Annotated in this window: 6 protein-coding genes; 4 read left to right on the forward strand and 2 right to left on the reverse strand. The window is 74.7% G+C overall.

Annotated elements, in window-relative coordinates:
- The first annotated feature begins 144 nt into the window (after positions 1 to 144).
- Genes ACH34T_RS05745 through ACH34T_RS05755 form a run of 3 tightly spaced genes read left to right on the forward strand, consistent with a single transcriptional unit; the run spans position 145 to position 15,913 of the window.
- The gene (locus tag ACH34T_RS05745; RefSeq protein WP_395990907.1) at positions 145 to 7,506 is read left to right on the forward strand and encodes a type I polyketide synthase; all 7,362 of its coding nucleotides are present in this window, start codon (positions 145 to 147) and stop codon (positions 7,504 to 7,506) included.
- Positions 7,506 to 14,228: a thioester reductase domain-containing protein gene (locus tag ACH34T_RS05750; RefSeq protein ID WP_395990908.1), complete on the forward strand. Its 6,723-nt coding sequence runs from the start codon at positions 7,506 to 7,508 to the stop codon at positions 14,226 to 14,228. Before ACH34T_RS05745 ends, ACH34T_RS05750 begins: the two co-directional genes overlap by 1 nt.
- Positions 14,225 to 15,913, forward strand: a complete 1,689-nt coding sequence (locus ACH34T_RS05755) for an NAD(P)/FAD-dependent oxidoreductase (protein ID WP_395990909.1) — start codon at positions 14,225 to 14,227, stop codon at positions 15,911 to 15,913. The genes ACH34T_RS05750 and ACH34T_RS05755 overlap by 4 nt, the downstream gene beginning before the upstream one ends.
- A gap of 19 nt (positions 15,914 to 15,932) precedes the next feature.
- Here the strand turns inward: ACH34T_RS05755 and ACH34T_RS05760 are convergent, their stop codons facing one another.
- Entirely contained in the window at positions 15,933 to 16,124 is a 192-nt protein-coding gene (locus tag ACH34T_RS05760; protein WP_395990910.1) for a hypothetical protein, read from the reverse strand.
- Between the two features lie 526 nt (positions 16,125 to 16,650).
- On the reverse strand, positions 16,651 to 17,952 hold the full coding sequence (locus ACH34T_RS05765; RefSeq protein WP_395990911.1) for a cation:proton antiporter: 1,302 nt from the start codon (positions 17,950 to 17,952) through the stop codon (positions 16,651 to 16,653).
- Positions 17,953 to 18,105: 153 nt separating this feature from the next.
- Here ACH34T_RS05765 and ACH34T_RS05770 point away from each other — a divergent pair, with 153 nt between their 5' ends.
- Positions 18,106 to 18,678 (forward strand): TetR family transcriptional regulator C-terminal domain-containing protein, encoded by a 573-nt coding sequence (locus ACH34T_RS05770; protein ID WP_395990912.1) that lies wholly within the window; start codon positions 18,106 to 18,108, stop codon positions 18,676 to 18,678.
- Positions 18,679 to 18,769 lie beyond the last annotated feature (91 nt).

Here is an 18,769-nt window from a genome sequence, read left to right on the forward strand (position 1 = left end):
AGCTGGTTCCTGCGGGACGTTCTGTTCGGTCGCGCCCGTGCCTCTCGCTCTTGACAGATGCCCCGACATGCCGTTTAGAGTTCATCGCATATAGAAGTCATCAGATGCTGAAGACTGTGCTCGTGAACTCCGGGTGGAGGGCCGATGACCGTCGTGCGGAACGAGACCGCCGCGCCCGTGGCGATCGTGGGAATCGGGTGCCGGCTTCCCGGCGGTGTGCGCGATCTGCCGGGCCTGGGCGCGGTGCTGTCCTCCGGCTCGGACCAGTTCCGCGAGGTCCCGCCCGAACGCTGGGGCCGCGACTTCCACTCGCCCGGGGGTGAGCGGCCGGGCACCACGTCCGGCCACACCGGCGCCTTCCTCGACGACGTCGGACGTTTCGACGCCGCCTACTTCGGCGTCTCACCGCGGGAGTCGGCGGCGCTGGACCCGCAGCACCGCCTGTTGCTGGAGGTCGCGGCGGAGGCGATGGCCGACACCGGGCGGCCGCACCCGGACTGGCGCGGCAGCAGGACGGCGGTGTACGTCGGGATGCTCGCCTCCGACTACACCCTGCTGCATTCCAAGACCCTCGGGACGGCCGGCATCGGACCGCACTACGCCAGCGGCGTGGAGTTCAGCTTCGCCGCCGGACGGCTGGCCTACGCCTTCGACCTGCACGGTCCCGTCACGACGCTCAGCTCCGCCTGCTCCTCGTCCCTGCTGGCCGTGCATCTGGCCGCGCAGAGCCTGCGCGCCGGCGAATGCGACAGCGCGCTCGCGGGCGGGGTCAACCTCCTGCTCACACCCGAGCTGAGCGTGTTCATGAGCCGCATCGGAGCGATCTCCCCGACCGGCGGGTGCCGGCCGTTCGACGCCGCCGCGGACGGCGTCGTGCGGGGCGAGGGCTGCGGGCTCGTCGTCCTGAAGAGGCTCCCGGACGCGCTGGCGGACGGCGACCGGATCTACGCGACCGTCGTCGGCTCGGCCGTCAACCACGACGGGTTCAGCATGGGTCTCACCGCCCCGAACGCCACGGCGCAGCGGGACCTGCTCACCGGCGCGCTGGCCGCCGCGGGCCTGCGCCCCGGCGACATCGACTACGTGGAGGCGCACGGGACCGGGACCCCGCTCGGCGACCGGATCGAACTGTCGGTGCTCGCCGACCTCCTCGGCTCGTCCCGTGCGCCGGACGGCCGTCCGCTCCTGGTCGGCTCCCACAAGGCCGTCTTCGGGCACACCGACGCCGCGGCCGGGATCACCGGCCTGCTCAAGGCGGTGTACGTGGTCGGCTCGGGACGCGTCCCCGGACAGCCGCACCTCGGGTCGTCCGGCACGCCGATCGACGGGGACCACGCGGGCGTCGCCGTGCCGACGTCCGCCACCGGGATCGGGTCCGGCGGCGCCGGCGGGCCGGCGCGGGCGGGCGTCAGCGCCTTCGGCCTCAGCGGCACCAACGCCCACGTGATCGTCGAGGCGCCGCCCGCCCCGGCCGCGGAGCCGCCCGCCGAACCGGCCGGTCCGCAGACCCGGCCGTACGTGCTCCTGGTCTCGTCCCATGCCGGGGAAGGGCTGGCCGACCAGGTGAGCCGCATGCGGGACACCGTCGCCGCGGCCGGTCCCGCCGACCTCGACGACCTCGTCGCCTCGGCCGCGTCCAGGCGCACGCACGAGGACCACCGGTACGCCGTCGTCGCCGACGACCAGGACGGGCTGGTGCGCGGCCTGGCCAAATTCCCGGACGGGGTGGACGGCACCTTCGCCGGCACGCGGAACCCGGACGCGCCGCCGCGGGCCGTCTTCGTCTACTCCGGGCAGGGCGCCCAGTGGCCGGGTATGGCGGCCGACCTCTACGCCCGCGACCCCGTCGTCCGGGAGACGCTGGAGGAGTGCGACGCGCTGATCCGCCGTGACGCCTCATGGTCGCTGGTGGACGAGCTGCACCGCACCAGCGGCAGCCGCCTGCTGGACACCGACGTCGCCCAGCCGGCGCTCTTCGCCCTGCAGGTGGCGCTGAGCCGCTGGTGGACCGCGGCGGGGCTCACCCCGGTGGCCCTGCTCGGCCACAGCGTCGGGGAGATCGCCGCGGCCCAGGTCGCCGGGCGGCTGCCGCTCGCGGACGCGGTGGCGCTCGTCGTCCGGCGCGGCCGCATCCTGCACGAGACGGGCGGGACCGGACGGATGATCGCCGTCTCCGGGACCGAGGGAGCCGTGCGCGAGGCACTCGACGCGACCGGGCTGCCGGTCGTCATCGCCGCGGTGAACGGGCCCGCCTCGGTGGTCATCGCCGGGCCCGCCGGCCCCACCCGCGAAGCGGGCCGGGCGCTCGGCGCGCAGGGGTTCCGCTGCCTCGACCTGCCGGTGGACTACGCCTTCCACAGCCCGGTCGTCGCGGATTGCGGTCCCTCGCTGCGGGCGGCGATCGCCGACCTGCCGCCCGCCGTGCCCGGCACCGTCCGGCTGCTGTCCAGCGTGCACCCCGGCGAGGACCTGACGGTGCCGGACGCCGCCTACTGGAGCCGGAACCTCACCGACCCGGTGCTGTTCTGGCCCGCCGTGGACCGGCTTCTCGCAGAAGGCGACCACGCCTTGGTGGAGATCAGCCCTCATCCCGTCCTCGCCCGTCCGCTGGAGGACGCGGCAAGGCACCGCCACGTGGACGGACCGGTCGTGCACAGCCTGCGCCGAGGCGAGGCGGGGGCGGCCTGCCTGCGCGCCGCCGCGGCACGCCTGCACGTCGCCGGAGCGCACCTCGACTGGGGCCGCATCGTGGGACGGCCGCGCCAGTACCGCACCCTGCCCGTCCCCACCTGGGGCGGCGAGCGGCACTGGCTCCCCGGCGTGGCCCAGGGGCAGCAGTCCGGCGCCACTCCGGCCGACCCGGCCGCGGCGCCGGTGGCCGCGCGGGTCAGCCTGCTCGGCGCCGACGGATCGGTAGTGGGAGAGTTCGTCACCGGCGCGGCTCCCGGCGGCACGGCACTGGCCGGTACGGCTCCCGAACCCCCGCCTTCCGGGGCGCCGGCACCCCGCACGCCCGGCGTTTCGCACGGGTCGTCCCGCTCTCGCCGGCCGGGTTCGGTGCTCGCCCAGGTTGAGGCGGCCGTCCGGAAGTCCCTCGGCTTGGACGCGAGCACTCCGGTCCCCCGGCGACGCGGCCTGTTCGAGCTGGGCCTCGACTCGATGACCGCCGTGGAACTGCGGTCGGCGCTGGGCAGCGACCTGGGCGTCGACCTGGCTTCCGGCGTCGTGTTCGACCATCCGACCGTCGAGGCGCTCGCGGACCACCTCGACGAGGTCCTCGCGAACGCGGACGCGGACGTAGACGCGGACGCGGACGCGTCGAGCGTGCCCGATGTGACAGCCGCGCCCGCCCCGGCGGCTGCCGTCCCCGCTCCGTCCGGCGGGCGAGCGGCGGGCGGCCGCGGCGCGGAGCCCGTCGCCGTGGTCGGCATGGCCTGCCGTCTCCCCGGCGCCGGGTCCGTGGCCGAGTTCTGGGCGCTCCTCCGCGAAGGACGGCGGCTGACGTCCGAGCCTCCCGCCGACCGGCGGGCGGACCCGATCTGGTCCGAGACCGGCCAGGACGTTCCGACCCGCGGCGGCTTCCTGGACGACGTCGCGGGCTTCGACGCGGCGTTCTTCCGGATCGCGCCCCGGGAGGCGCGGTCCCTGGATCCCCAGCAGCGCCTTCTCCTGGAGGTCTCCTGGGAGGCGCTGGAGGACGCCGGGCTGGCTCGGCCGGTGCCGCCGGAACGCGGCATCGGCGTCTACGTCGGCCTCAACACCGCCGACTACCAGCAGCTCCTCACCCGGGACATGAAGGCGGTGGACCTGTACTACGGGACCGGTACGTCCTTCGCCGCCACCGCAGGACGGCTCTCCTACGTCCTGGGGCTGCGCGGCCCCAGCCTGGCCGTGGACACCGCGTGCTCGTCCTCGCTGACCGCCGTCCACCTCGCCTGCCAGGCGCTCCGCGAGGGCGAGTGCGAGGCGGCGGTCGTGGGCGGCGCGAACGTGATCGTCGCGCCGACGGTGTCGGTGTCCATGGCGGCGGGCGGGGCGCTGGCCCCGGACGGACGCTGCAAGACCTTCGACGAGGCCGCCGACGGGTACGGCCGGGGCGAGGGCGCTGCGGCGCTGGTCCTGAAGCCGCTGCGCGCCGCGGAACGCGACGGCGACCGCGTGTACGCGGTCATCGCCGCGACGGCCGTCAACCAGGACGGCGCGAGCGGGGGGCTGACCGTCCCCAGCGGGACGGCGCAGACCGCGGTGATCCGCGCCGCGCTGGACCGCGGTGGCTGGGCCCCCGCAGAGGTGGACTACGTGGAGGCGCACGGCACCGGGACACCGCTGGGCGACCCGATCGAGATCCGGGCCCTGGCGGCGGCGCTCGGCCCCGGCCGCGCGTCCGGCGAGCCGCTGCTCGTCGGGTCGGTGAAGGCGAACATCGGGCACCTGGAGGCCGCCGCCGGCGCGGCCGGGCTGGTCAAGACGATCCTCGCCGTCCAGCATGGCGAGATTCCGCCGCATCTGGTGGAGACGCCGTCCAGCCGGATCGACTGGGACGGGCTGCCGGTGGCGCTCCCCACGCGTCCCCGTGAGTGGCCGCACCGGGAGCGGCCGCGCCGCGCCGGGGTCAGCGCGTTCGGATTCACCGGCAGCAACGCGCATGTGCTCGTGGAACAGGCCCCGCCCGCACCGACCTGGGCGGCGCCTCCGGCACCGCGTCCCTATGTGCTGCCTGTCACGGCCGCGACCCCCGGTGCGCTGCGGGCCGCCGCCGGGCGCATGGCCGACCGGCTGGACGGGGCGGATCCCGGAGAGCTCGAAGGCATCGTCCACACGGCGACGCGACGGCGGGCCTGGCTGGACCACAGGGTCGCCGTCCTGGGCGACGACGCGCGGGAGCTGTCGCGCGGGCTGCGGCGGTTCGCCGCCGGTGAGCCGTGCGGGGAGGCGCGGCAGGGTCACGTGCCCGGCGGCGACCCGCGGGCGGTGACGTTCTGGTACGGCGACGACCTGCCCTCGGACGTCCCGGACGACCTGCTCGCCGAGGGGACCGCCTACGCGCGGGCCTTCGACGCGTGCGCCGCCCGGATCGCCGAGCTCACCGGCGCCCGCCCCGGCCCGGCGGCGGCCGAGCCGCCCGACCCGCGGCTCCGCGCGGCCCGGGTGTTCGGCCATCACGTCGCCGCGACGCGGTCGCTGGCGTCGTTCGGCGTCGCCCCGGACAGCGTCACCGGGACCGGGACCGGCGCGCTGAGCGCGGCCTGGGCCGCCGGCCGCCTGACGCAGGAGGACGCGCTGAAGCACCTGGTCGAGACCGGGACCGGCCTGCCGGGGAACCTCGGGCCGGCCCGGATCCCCGTCCTCGCGGCGGACGAGACGGACGGCGGCGCGCGGGTGGACGTGCTCGCCGCCGTGGCCTCGTCCGGCGGCGGGCGGCACGCGGCCGCGCGCACCGCCGCCGACCTGTTCGTCACGGGGCTTCACCCCGCGTGGGACGCCTCCGCGCCCGCACTCCCGCCGGTGGATCTGCCGTCGTATCCGTGGGAGCGCCGCCGCCACTGGTATCGGGAGATCCCCGGCGCGGACCTCGGTGAACCGGCGTCGCGGGACACCACCGACTCCGGGGAAGGCGCCGGGGACCGCGCGGAACCCGGCCCCGCCTCCGCCTCCGCCTCCGCCTCCGCCGGAATCGTGGCGGCCGACGAGCTGCTGTTCACCATCGGCTGGGAGCCCGTCCCACCGCCCGCCGCCGACGGCGAGACCGGCACCTGGGTGGTCGCGGGCGCCGGGGGCGCGGCGGACGAGCTCGTGCGGGCGTTCGAACGGGACGGCCACACCGTCGTCCGGCTGGAGCCGGGCGTGCGGGGCTGGCGGGAGCGCCTGGAGACCGTGGTGAGGGACCATCCCGGTACCGCCGGCGTGGTGGTCGCACCCGGGCCGGGCGACGGGCCGGGCGACGTCGACTCGGCCGTGGCCGACGTCCTGGCCATCGGCGGTGCCATGGCGGCCATGCCCCTGTCCGCCGGGCGGCTCTGGTTACTCACCCGCGGCGCGCCCGCACCCGGCGCGGACGAGGCGGGCGCGGCGTCGCCCGCCGACGCGGCCGTCTGGGAACTCGGGCGTGTGCTCGCGGTCGAGATCCCCGGACGGTGGGGCGGCCTGGTGGCGGCCGATGACGCGCGAGCGGCCGTCAAGGCCGTCGTCGCGCAACGCTCCGGGCGGTTCGACGACCAGGTGCGGCTCGGCCGGGACGGGTGGCGGGCGGCCCGCCTGGACCGGGCGGCCATGCCCGCCGCCGTGCGCGACGGCGTCGACCGGGACCGTCCTCACCTGGTGATGGGGGACGCGGCGGCGCTCCCGGCCGTGACGGCGCTCGCGAGGCGGGGAGCCCGCCGCATCCTGTGGTTCGGCGGCCGGCGCACCGACACGGCGCAGGCCGCACGCACCGACCAGACCGCGGCCGCCGCGATCGCCGCGGCCGGGACCGTCGTCGAGCACCACGCCCTGAGCGAGCTGACCACCGTGTTGCGCGCGCACGCGACCGTCGGCGACGTCGTCATCATGCCCGGCCCGGCGACGACGAGAGCGCTCGCCGACGTCTCCGCGGACCTGGCGCTCCGGAATCTGGCCGGCGCACGTCTCCTCGCCGCGGCCGGCGCGACCGCGATGGGCCACCGGCCGCGGCGCGTCACGGTCGTCACCGCGGCCGGGCCGAGCTGGGGATCGGTCAACACGGCGGCGGGCGCCGCGGCGTCCGGCTTCCTCACGGCCTGGGCGGCCGACCCGTCCCACCCGGTCCCGGTCGGCGTCGCCGGGCTCATGCCGCGCGCCGACACCGGCGAACTCGGCGCGGAGCATCTGCCGCTGTTCGAGCAGAGCGGGCTGCGGCCGCTGACGTCCGCCGAGACCGCCGGCGTCCTCGACCGGCTGCTCCTCGCCGAACCCGCGTACCGGACCGTCGCGTCCGTGGACCTGCCCCGGTACGTCCGGGTGTGCCAGGAGCTCGCGCCCCGAGCGTTCCTGGACCGGTTCGCCGGCGTCCGCCGCGTCCCCGAACGGGCGTGGGCGTCCGGCATCCCCGCCGGCGCGCTCGCCGAACGGCTCCTGGAGCACACCGCCGGGACGGTCACGGCCGTGCTCGGCCTCGACGGCGGCGATCTCGACCCCGAGGCGGGCTTCTTCGACCTCGGCATGGACTCGGTGATGGCGCTCGGCGTGCGCACCCGCCTGGAGGACGACCTCGGCCTCGACCTGCCCAGCACGCTGACCTTCGAATACCCGACCACGGCGCGGCTCGCCGAGTTCCTGGCCGGGCTGCTCGGCGCGGATGGGAGCGCCGGGCCACCCGGCGGACCGCCCGCCCGACCGCCGTCCGGACCCGGACGAGCCGATCCGCCCCCGCTCCCCGGCCACGACGGGGCCGGGGCCGGTGAGCCCACCGATGACGAGCTGCTGCGCGAACTGGAACGCGCGATGACGGCCGCCGAACGGCAGCTCGGCGACGACGCGGAAGAGGTCTGATGGAAGCGCAAGCGACGTACCGGACGCGGCTGGCCGAGGCGACCGCCACCATCCAGCGCCTGCGGGACCGGCTGGACGGCGTGGAACGCAAGGCCACCGAGCTGGAACGCAAGGCCACCGAGCCCATCGCGGTCGTCGGGATGAGCCTGCGCATGCCCGGCGGCGCCGAGACGCCCGAGGAGTTCTGGACGCTGCTGCGGCAGGGCACCGACACCACCCGCGAGTTCCCCGCCGCGCGGGGCGACGCGCGGGCGTTCTACGACCCCGATCCCGACCGTCCCGGCAGCGCGTACGTGATCCGCGGCGGGTTCCTGGACGCCGTCGCCGGGTTCGACCCCGCGGTCTTCGGGATCGCGCCCCGGGAGGCGATCGGCATGGACCCGCAGCAGCGGCTCATGCTGGAGGTGACCTGGGAGGCGCTGGAACGCGCGGGGTACGCGCCGACCGGCCTGTCGGACACCAGGACCGGTGTCTACTTCGGCGTCAGCACCACCGACTACGTGCGGATGCGGCAGCAGCTCGGGGACATCAGGGACGTGGACGCTTACCAGCTCACCGGCGAGCCCAGCTTCATCGCCGGACGCGTGTCGTACGTGCTGGGGCTGCGCGGCCCGAGCACGGTGATCGACACGACCTGCTCCTCGTCGCTTGTGGCCGTGCATCAGGCGAGCCAGGCGCTGCGCGGCGGAGAGTGCGACATGGCGCTGGCGGGCGGCGTCAACCTGATGCTGTCCCCGTACGGGTTCGTGCTCATGAGCAAGTTCCGGGCGCTGGCGGCCGACGGACGGTGCAAGACCTTCGACGCGTCGGCCGACGGGTACGCGCGCGGCGAGGGCGCGGGCGTACTGGTGCTGAAGCGGCTGTCGGACGCGCGCGCCGACGACGACACCGTGCTCGCCGTCGTCCGCGGGTCGGCGGTCAACCACGACGGGCGCAGCAGCGGACTGACCGTCCCGAACCCGCTGGCGCAGCAGGACGTGATCCGGCGCGCGCTGGAGCAGGGCGCCGTCGCGCCCGGTGAGGTCGGCTATGTGGAGGCGCATGGCACCGGCACGTCGCTGGGCGACCCCATCGAGTTGCGTGCGCTGAACGCCGTGATGCGGCCGGACGGCGACGCGGAGCCGCTGCTGGTCGGCTCGGTCAAGACCAACATTGGGCACCTCGAACCGGCCGCCGGGGTGGCGGGACTGATCAAGGTGATCCTCGCCATCGGGCACGGCGAGGTGCCGCCCCATCTGAACCTGGTCACCCCCAATCCGAACATCCCGTGGAACCGCCTGAACCTGGAGGTGCCGACCTCCTTGCGGCCCTGGCCTGACGGCGACGGGCCGCGGACCGCCGGGGTGAGCGGCTTCGGCGCGAGCGGCACCAACGCCCACGTCGTCCTGAGCGCCCCGGACGAACCGGACGCGGCGGAAGCGGCGGACGCGGCGAACGGGTCGGACGCGGCCGCATCCGCCGACAGGGCACCCGGTGGGTCCGTCGACGTGCTGCTGCTGTCCGCGCGCACCCCCCAGGCGCTGCGCACGCTCGCCGAGCGCTATGCCGACGCCCTGCGAACGTCCGGGCACCGGCTCGCCGACATCTGCCACACCAGCCGGGTCGGCCGCGCGCGGCTGGGGCACGGGCTGGCGGTCACCGGGCGCTCGCGCGCGGAGATCGCGGCAGAACTGGACCGGTACGCGCGCCGGGACGAGCGGACCCGGGTGACCGAGGCCGAGCAGGCCCCCTACCCCGCGCGCAAACTCGCGTGGCTGTTCACCGGGCAGGGCGCCCAATACCGCGGGATGGCCGCCGGGCTCGCCGACGAGCCGGCCTTCGCCGCGGCGTTCGAGCGGTGCCGCGCGCTGTTCGAGCCCCTGCTGCCCGTCCCCCTGGAACGGGCGCTCTGGGCCGAGGACCCCGGCGGCGCCGACCTCGACGACACGCTGTACACCCAGCCCGCGCTCTTCGCGACCGAGTACGCGCTGGGGAGCGCGCTGCTGGCGTACGGGCCGCGGCCGGCGGCGATGCTCGGGCACAGCGTCGGCGAGATCAGCGCGGCCTGCCTCGCCGGTGTCATGGACCTGCCCGACGCCGTGCGGCTGGTGGCGCACAGGGCGCGGCTGATGGCGGCCCTGCCCGCGGGCGGCGCCATGTCGGCGGTGAACTGCGACGAGAGGACGGCGTCCGAGGCCATCGCGGCGTCCGGGACGGAGGTCTCCGTGGCCGCCGTGAACGGGCCCGATGAGGTGGTCCTGTCAGGGGACGCCGCGCAGGTGGCGGAGGTCTGCTCCCGGCTCGCCGCCGATGGGCACCGCGCTCGTTCCCTCAAGGTGTCGCACGCCTTCCACTCCGCTCTGGTGCGTCCCATGCTGGACGAGTTCCAGGACGCGCTGGAGGGGATCACATTCCGGCCCCCGGCCGTCCCGCTCGTCTCGAACGTCACCGGCCGGTTCCTGACCGGGGAGGAGCTGGGCCCGGAGTACTGGGCCCGGCACGCCGCCGGGACCGTCCGCTTCCACGACGGGTTGCGGACCCTCCACGCGCACGGGATCCGCACCTTCCTCGAAACGGGTCCCCAGCCCGTGCTGGTGGGGCTGGGGCGCCGGGCGGTGACCGACCCCGCGTGCGCATGGATCGGCGGCCTGCGCGAGGGACGGGACGACCGGGCGCGGTTCCTGCGGGCGCTCGGGGCGCTGAGCCTCCGCGGCTGCGACGTGGACTGGCGGGCGCTGAACGCGGACCGCCGTCCTCGCCGGGTCCCCGGCCCCACCTATCCCTGGGAGCGCGAGCACTACTGGTTCCGCGCCGCCCCGCCGGGTGCCGGCGGGCACCCGAACGCGGTGCCCGCCCGGCCCGGCCTCGGCGCGCGGGTACGCGCCGCGGTGCCGATGTTCGAGGAGCACGTCGCGGCGGACGGGCCGGTCGCCGCGCCCGAGGACGCGCTCGGACTGCTGGTCGAACGGGCCGTCAGGGCCGCCGCGGCCGGCCATGGCGGACGCTGGCGGACGATCTCCGCCGCCGGGGTCGAGCCGTCGCTGCCCCAGGACGCGCGCGGTCCCTGGCTGATCCAGACGACCGTCCGGCCCGGCCCGGCGGATCCGGCGGATCACGCGGATCCGGCGGATCCGGCGCGTCACGCGGAGAACCCGCCGGGAACCGGCACCGCGGTGAGCGTCGAGGTGACCGGGATCGGCGCGGACACCGCGCACGCCGAGGCGCCATGGCTCGCGCACGGCAGGGTCGAGCTGAGCCGCTCCCCGCGCACCGCGTCCGCGGGTACCGCGGCGCCGGCGCGGACGGGCGGCGCCGGCCCGCCCGATGCGTGGCCGGAGGCCGCGTCGGCCGTCCCCGCCGCCGGGGAGGACGAGGACGAGGCCGCCGCGTGGGGCGCCGTCGTGACGGCGGCGGTCCGCGCCACCGCCCTGGTGTTCGGCGCCTGGCCCGGCTCCGCCGGATGGGTCGGCTCGCTGGCCGCCGCCTCGTGCGACGCGCCCGGCGACGTGCGGGAGGCGCGGGTGACGGGGACGCGCAACGGCGGCGTCGCCGACGTCGTCCTCCTCGCGGGCGACGGGTCGCCCCTCGGGTCGATCGAGGGGCTGCGCTGGGCGGAGCTGCCCGAGCCCGCCCCGTCCCGCTGGTACCCCGAGCCCGAGGTCCTGTACGGGCTCGAGTGGCGGCGGGCCGAACCCCGTCCGGCGCGGCGGAGCGACGGCGAGCGGGTCCTGCTCATCGGCTCGGATCCGCTGACCGGACGAATCGGGGACGAGCTGCGCGGCCACGGCGTCCCGGTCGAACTCGTCCCCCCGGACCCGGACGCCTGCGCGGCCGCCGTGGACGGGCTGCCCGCCGAGGGCCGGGCGCGGGTGGTCGTCAGCGGGTTCGACCTGAGCGCGCCGGAGATCACCGCGGACCTGCTGCGGGACCGGCTGTTCGGGACCGAGCACCTCGTCGTGACGCTGGTCCGCCGCCTCGCGGCGCGGGACGCGGATCCGCCGCCCCGCCTCACCCTCCTCACCCGCGGCGCGGTCGACACCGGCCGGCAGGGCGCCCACCATCCGGCCGCGGCGCCGCTGTGGGGGCTCGGACGGGTGGTCGCGCTCGAGCACCCCGAGCTCTGGGGAGCGGCCCTCGATCTCGACCCCGGCCTGGACGATCCGGAGGAGCAGGCCAGGATCGCAGCGCGGGCGATCCTCGATCGGGGCGGGGAGGACCAGTGCGCGTTCCGCGGCCGGGACCGGTTCGTCCCCCGGCTGCGTCCCGCGCCGGCGGGCACGCTGCCGGCCCACGCACCGGGCCCGCTCCACCGCCACGGGACGGTGCTGATCACCGGCGGGCTGGGGGGCATCGGCCTCGCTACCGCCGCGTGGCTGGCGGCCGCCGGGACGCCGCGGCTGGTCCTCGCGAGCCGCTCCGCGCCACCGGACGGGGACCGCTGGGACGACGACGGCCTCCCCGGCCGGGACCGCGCCGCCGTCGAGGCGATCCGCCGGATCCGCGACCTCGGCGCGGAGGTGGAGACGGCGCGCCTGGACGTCACCGACGCCGCGGCCGTCGCCGCGCTGGTGGACCGGCTCGCGGGCGGCCCGGCGCCGCTGCGCGGTGTGATCCACGCCGCCGGGGTGTCCGGGCCCCAGGATCTCGTGGACGTCGAGGCGGACGCGTACCGGCGGGTGTGGGAACCGAAGACCGTCGGGGCCTGGAACCTGCACGAGCGGACCAGAGACCTCGATCTGGACATGTTCGTCTGCTTCTCGTCCATCGCGGCGACGTGGGGCTCCCAGCACCTGGCCTCGTACGCCGCCGGCAACATGTTCCTCGACGCGCTGGCGTCGTACCGGCACGGCCTGGGCCTTCCCGCGCTCACGGTGGACTGGGGCCCCTGGGGGCAGCGCTCGCACCTGTTCGAGAACGACGTGATGTCCTTCCTCGAATCGGTCGGTCTGCGGCAGCTCGACCCGTCCCAGTGCCTGTCGCTCCTCGGCCGGATGCTGCGCGGCGACCGGCCGCACCACGTGGTGTGCGCGGCCGACTGGGCGACCTACACGTCGATCATGGCGAGCCGGTCGGAACGGCCCGTCTTCGCCGAGCTGGACGTGACGTCCGCCGCGTCCGGCGACGCCCAGGACCGTGAGCTGCTCGACCTGCTGGCCGGGCACTCCCCCGCCACGCCGGACGGGTCGGCGGCGCGGCGGCGGCTGCTCCTGGACTTCCTGACCGCGGGGGTCGCCGACGTCCTCGGCACCGGGACGGACGCCCTCACCGCCGGCGGCGACGTGTTCGAGCTGGGCCTGGACTCGCTGATGGTCATGGAGATCGCCACCCGGTGCCGGCGGAGCCTCGGGGTGGTGCTGCGCCCCAAGGAGTTCTTCGCCCGCTCCACGCTCGCGGAATGGGCGGGGCACCTGGACGACGTCCTGCGCGGCGAGTCGGCGGAGACCACCGGCGGGCGCCCGGAGGAGGCGGGCGACGCGCCGGACGGACCCGCCGGCCAGGTCTCGCGTGGCGGGCCGTCCTCCCCCACCCCCTCAGGCGACCCGTACGAGCGGCCGGCCGCGATCGCGGCGCGCGTCTCCCTCCCCGAGGACGTCCGCCCGATCGGCGCTCCCCACGGCGGGCCGCCGCGGCGGGTGCTGCTGACCGGCGCCACCGGTTTCGTGGGGGCCTTCCTCCTCGACGCCCTGCTGGAGCACACGGACGCGGAGGTCGAATGCCTGGTCCGGTGCGCCGACGAGGACGACGGCCCCCGCCGGGTCCGCCGCGGCGTCGAGACGTACCTGCCGTGGCGGGAGGACGAGGCCCACCGGGTGCACGTTCTGCGCGGCGACCTGGCCAAGCCCGGGCTGGGCCTCGGTCCGGGCGAGTTCGGCGAGCTGGCCGAGCGGATCGACGTGATCCACCACGCGGGCGCCCGGGTCGACTTCGTGCACACCTACGAGCAGCTCGCCGCCGCCAATGTCGGGGGGACCCTGGAGCTGCTGCGGCTGGCGGCGGCGGGACGTCCCAAGCACCTGAACCACGTCTCGACGTACGGGATCTGGGGGCTGCCCGAGGACGGGCGCACCCGCGTCCTCGAAGACGACGACATCGCGGCCGCGGGCCGCCTGGTCACCGGGTACGTCCAGACCAAGTGGGCCGCGGAGCACCTGGTCGGGCGGGCGTCGGGGCGGGGGCTCCCGGTCCGCACGTTCCGGCTCGGCCGCATCCTCGGCGACTCCCGCACCGGCGCCTGCCTCACCACCCACTTCACCTGCCGGGTGATCAAGGGATGCGTGCAGCTGGGCCGCGCGCCGGACCTGGGCGACCTGGAGATCGAGATGACGCCCGTGAACTACGTCGCGCGCGCCATGGCCCATCTGTCCGCGGGGACCGCGCCGCACGGCGTGTACCACCTCGTCAACCCGCGCCGGATGCGCTTCGACGAGCTGATCCGCCACATGCGGCGGCGCGGCTGGCCGGTCGAGGTCGTGGACCGCCGGGAGTGGTGGGACGCGCTGCGCCGCACCTACGACGTGGAGGCCAACGCGCTGCATCCGGTGATGGACATCGTCCGCGAGTTCGTCGTCGGCGGGGAGGACGCCATCGACTACGACGTGGGCCGTGTCACCGGGGCCCTGGACGGCACCGGCATCGTCTGCCCGCCGTTGGACGAGCGCCTCCTGGACACCTATTTCGACTACTTCGTCCGGAGCGGATACCTCGCGCCTGGGACGGGACCACGTTCACGGAGGATCGCATGACCCAGCCGAACCCGCACCACGACCGCCACGACCGCCACGACCGCCACGACGTCGTCGTACTCGGCGGCCATCTGGCGACCGGCCTGCTCGCCGCCGTCCTCGCCCGGCACGGAGTGCGGGTCGCCCTCGTCCCCACCTCGGGCGACCGCGACGTTCCCTCGGGGGAGACGACGATCCCCTACACCGCCGAGCTGTTCTTCCTTCTCGGCGCCCGGTTCGGCATCCCCGAGATCGCCGCGCTGGGAATGTTCGGTGACCTGCCGGCGGAGCTGCGCGGAAGCGGCCGCGCAAAACGGAATCTGGGCTTCCTCTACCACCGGGCGGACCGGAGCCACCGGACGGCGGAGGCCCTGCAGTTCGCCGTCCCGGGCGAACACGCCGAATGGCACGTGCACCGGCCCGAGGCCGACGCCTACGCGATCCAGCTCGCGGGCCGGCTCGGGGCGACCGTCGCCGACGCCGAGGCCGTCCCGCACGGGGTGCGGGTCGGCCGCGGCGGCGTGTCGGTGGAGCTCGCCGGCGGCGGGACCGTCGACGCCGAGTACCTGGTGGACGGCAGCGGCGCCGCGGACCTGCTCCCCGCCGGGCTGCCCGCGCCGGACCCCGGACGCGTCCGCCACCGCGCCCGGCTGCTGCACACGCATTTCACCGGGGTGGCGCCGTTCGAGTCGGTCGTCCCTCCCAAGGCCCACCGCCGGGCGGATCCCTGGTCGGAGGGGACGCTGCTGCACACGTTCGCCGGGGGGTGGATGCAGCTCGCCCACTTCGGCCACGCGGAGGGCGGCGGGCCCGGCCGGTGCAGCGTGACGCTGAGCCTGGACCCCGACGTCCACCCCGCCGGTGACGGCGAGGGCCCGGACGAGGAGTTCGCGCGGATCGTCGCACGCTACCCGGACATCGCCCGGCAGTTCCTGGACGCCGTCCCGGTCCGCCCATGGCGGCGGGTGGAGCGGTGGCCGGCCGTCGTGGACCGGTGCTCAGGCCCCCGCTGGTTCCTGTTCGACCGCTCCGCCGGACGGCACGACCTGCTGCTCTCCCGTGACCTGTCGATGAGCCTGGAGCTGGTGCACGCCACGGCCGCCGCGCTGCTGGAAATGGGACGTGCGCGGGACTGGGCCGGGGAGCGGATGAAACCGGCGGCGGACTTCCAGCTGCGGTTGTTCGACTTCCACGACCGGCTCGTCGCCGCGGGCCGTCATGCCGCGGCCGACTTCCCGCTGTGGAACGCCTACCTCCGGGTGTGGCTTCTCTGGACCATCCTGTCCGCGATGTCGCTCAAGCGTGCCCGCCTCGAAGGTGAGAAGGGGCGGAGCGACGACGACGCGCGCTGGTCGCCCGTCGAGCGCTTCGAGGACGGCGAGTACTGGTATCGCGTCCCCGGGGGGCTGCCCGATCTCGTGTCCGGCTCGCTGCGCGACCTGCTCGACGTGCCCGCGCGCCTGGACGGCACGACCGCCGCCGGGCGCGTCTACGCGCGGCTCCGGCGGTCCCGGTTCGTCCCGCCGCTGTTCCGGTTCGGCGATCCCGACGCACGCTACTACCGGTTCGGCCGGCTGCGGCGGCTCCGGATGCTGCTGTGGGTGAGGACGTCGGCTCCCGACGACTTCCGCCGGCTGCTCACCCTCGACAACGTAACGGCGGTGGCCGAGTCGCGCGCCGTCCCGGCGAGAACCTCCCGTACATGACGTGCGGGTGACCGGCGCGTCACGGGGGGAACTCCAGCGGCTCGCTGAAGACGACCGTCACACACCAGGCTATTGCGCTTCCCTCGTCCTGGGCGGAGAACTGGTTGCGCACGCCCAGGAAATGCGGTGGAGCGGGCATCTGTTCCAGCTGCTCGATGTATTCGGCCGCCTCGGCGAGCGGCTTGGACAGCACAGCGCCATAGAAATGCACCGACCGATATATGCCGCTGTCCAGACGCCCCGTCCCGCGAGCCGGGCGAGGAATCATCGGACCCGCCATCGAATGCACCCCGGCGGGAGGGCTGCTCTCTATCGTCCGCGTGTACCGAGACAAATCTCTCCCTGTGTCCAGTTCGAGGTTCGGCCGCGTTCGGCTGGGTCGATCGACGGGAATTGGCGCCTCAGCTGCGATGAGACGCCGACCTGGGTGGGAGGTTGCACGTCTCGGAGAGGCCTTGGTACATGGCGTTTCGGAATACGCGTACTGGTACGCACTGCTACACAGATACGACTGGCAGGAGCAAGGACACGTGTAACGGAAGCACAACCGATCAACCTCGTTCGGCAGATTCGAGATTATCGTCGAACACTCGGAAGATACGACAGCCCGGTTCGCTCGTGCAAGATCTCGGGCGGCGGGCCGCCGATGGATGAGAACGGTAGTCCAGCAGGCTGAAATGATCTTGATTGGTGGTAGAAAAAGCGGGCCTGACGACCTGTGGTGAAGCATACTTGACTCATTCCTTCAGGACGGGCGACAGCGCCCGTACGCCGGCTCCGGCGACCCCGTCCTCCGCCTGGAGTCGCTGGTCGTACAGCCTGCGGAAGAGGGGGGTGGCGGCGACCGTGGTCAGCACGGCCATGATGATCATCGCGGAGGCCAGTCCGGGATCGAGCACGCCGAGCGAGAGCCCGACCTGGACCACGACCAGCTCGGTCAGGCCCCGGCTGTTCATCAGCACGCCGGTCGCGGCGGCCTTGCGCCCGCCCATCCCGACCGCGTAGGCGGCCCCCGCCGCGCCGAGGAACTTCCCGCTGCACGCCACGAGCAGCACCAGCAGGACGTCCAGGTAGCCACGTGCGCTCAGCCCCGAGATGTTGATCGAAAGGCCGGTGGTGACGAAGAAGACCGGGACCAGCAGCCGGCTGGTCTGCTCGATGAGGAGGGGCGCCTCCACGGCCACCTCCGCGACCTCGGCCCGGGGCACGATCGCGCCGAACAGGAACGCTCCGAAGATCGGGTGGAAGCCGAGCCGACTGGTCACCCAGGACGACAGCGTCAGCCCGACGACCAGGAGCAGGAGCGGGGCGCTGCCGTCGCGGCGGCGGACCCACCCGCTCAGCAGCGCCCGGCGCAGCACCGGCCGCACGACGGCGGCGAGCGCCAGCACGAACAGGACCATGCCGCCGAGCCGGGCCCCGGCCTCGGCCCAGCCGCCGTCGCCGACCATCGCCACGACCAGGGCGAGCAGCGCCCACGCGATGACGTCGGCCATGGCGGCACAGGTCATCACGAACGCGCCGAGCCCGATCCCGCCGATCCTGAACTCGGTGAGGATCCTGGCCAGGACGGGAAAGGCCGTGATCGACATGGCGACGCCGAGGAACAGGGCGAACGGGAGGACGCCGGCGGATTCGTCCAGCATGTCCCGGTGCCAGGGATGGATCAGCATGCCCAGGCCGAAGCCGAGCGCGAGCGGCAGCACGATCGAGCCCGCCGACACCGCGAGGGCGGGCCGCGCGCTCGCGCGGAAGTGCGCCGGCTCCAGGTCGAAGCCGACGCCGAACATGAACAGCACCAGGCCGACTTCGGCCAGGACCGAGAGGAACGGGCGCGCCGAGTGCGGGAACAGCAGGTCGGTCGGGTCGCCGGGGAGCAGGCCGAGCAGTGTCGGCCCAAGTAATATCCCCGCGACGATCTCACCGATCACGGCGGGCTGCCGCCATTTGACCGCGGCCGCCGCGAGCAGGCCGCCGACCGCCGTCATCGTCGCGAATCCGAGAAGCACCGCCGCGGTGGTCGAGTCAGCGTCCGCCATCCGAAGCTCCGTCTCCGATTAGTCATCGTGTGATGAAGTCATCGGATAGTGAACATACGTGAGGCTCCGCGTGACCGCAACCGGCCCCGCTTGACATCGGTTGAGACGACCGGTCATATTCATGGTGCCGGCACCGGAGGAGGATTCAGAGCGATGCCACGTGGGAGTGTGCGGCAGCAGATCGTCGACGCCGCCATGGACCAGTTCCACCTGCACGGCTACAACGGCTGCGGCGTGAAGGACATCACCGACGCCGCGAAGGCGCCGAAAGGGTCGTTCTACAACCACTTCGAGAGCAAGGAGGCGCTGGCACTGGAGGTGCTGCGCCGCTACGAGGCGGACTGCTCGCTCGACTCGCTGGCGGACACCTCGACGGAGCCCATCGCCCGCCTACGGGCGTTCTTCGAGTCCCTGCGCGCCTCCCTGGAACGGTTCGGCTACTCCCGGGGATGCCTGTTCGGCAACCTCGGCACCGAGATGGCCGATCACAGCGGCGCGATGCGGACGCAGATCGGGCAGAGCCTGGACCGCTGGACGTCGTCGCTGGCCGTCCCGTTGCGCGAGGCCAGGACGTCCGGGCTGCTGGCCGCGTCCCACGACCCCGACCAGCTGAGCCGTTTCCTCGTGGACGCCTGGCAGGGAGCGGTGGTGCGCTCCAAGGTGTCCCGGAGCCGGGTTCCCCTGGACGACTTCTTCACCGTCGTCTTCGGCTCCATCCTGGTCTGACCCCACACCGAAATCCTGGTCTGACCCCACACCGAACCGAACAGGCCTCGCCACCCGCGCGGTGGTGCGCAGTTCTTAAGATGACCGGTCA

The sequence above is a fragment of the Actinomadura sp. 9N215 genome, from assembly GCF_044326345.1.
Classification (GTDB): Bacteria; Actinomycetota; Actinomycetes; order Streptosporangiales; family Streptosporangiaceae; genus Spirillospora.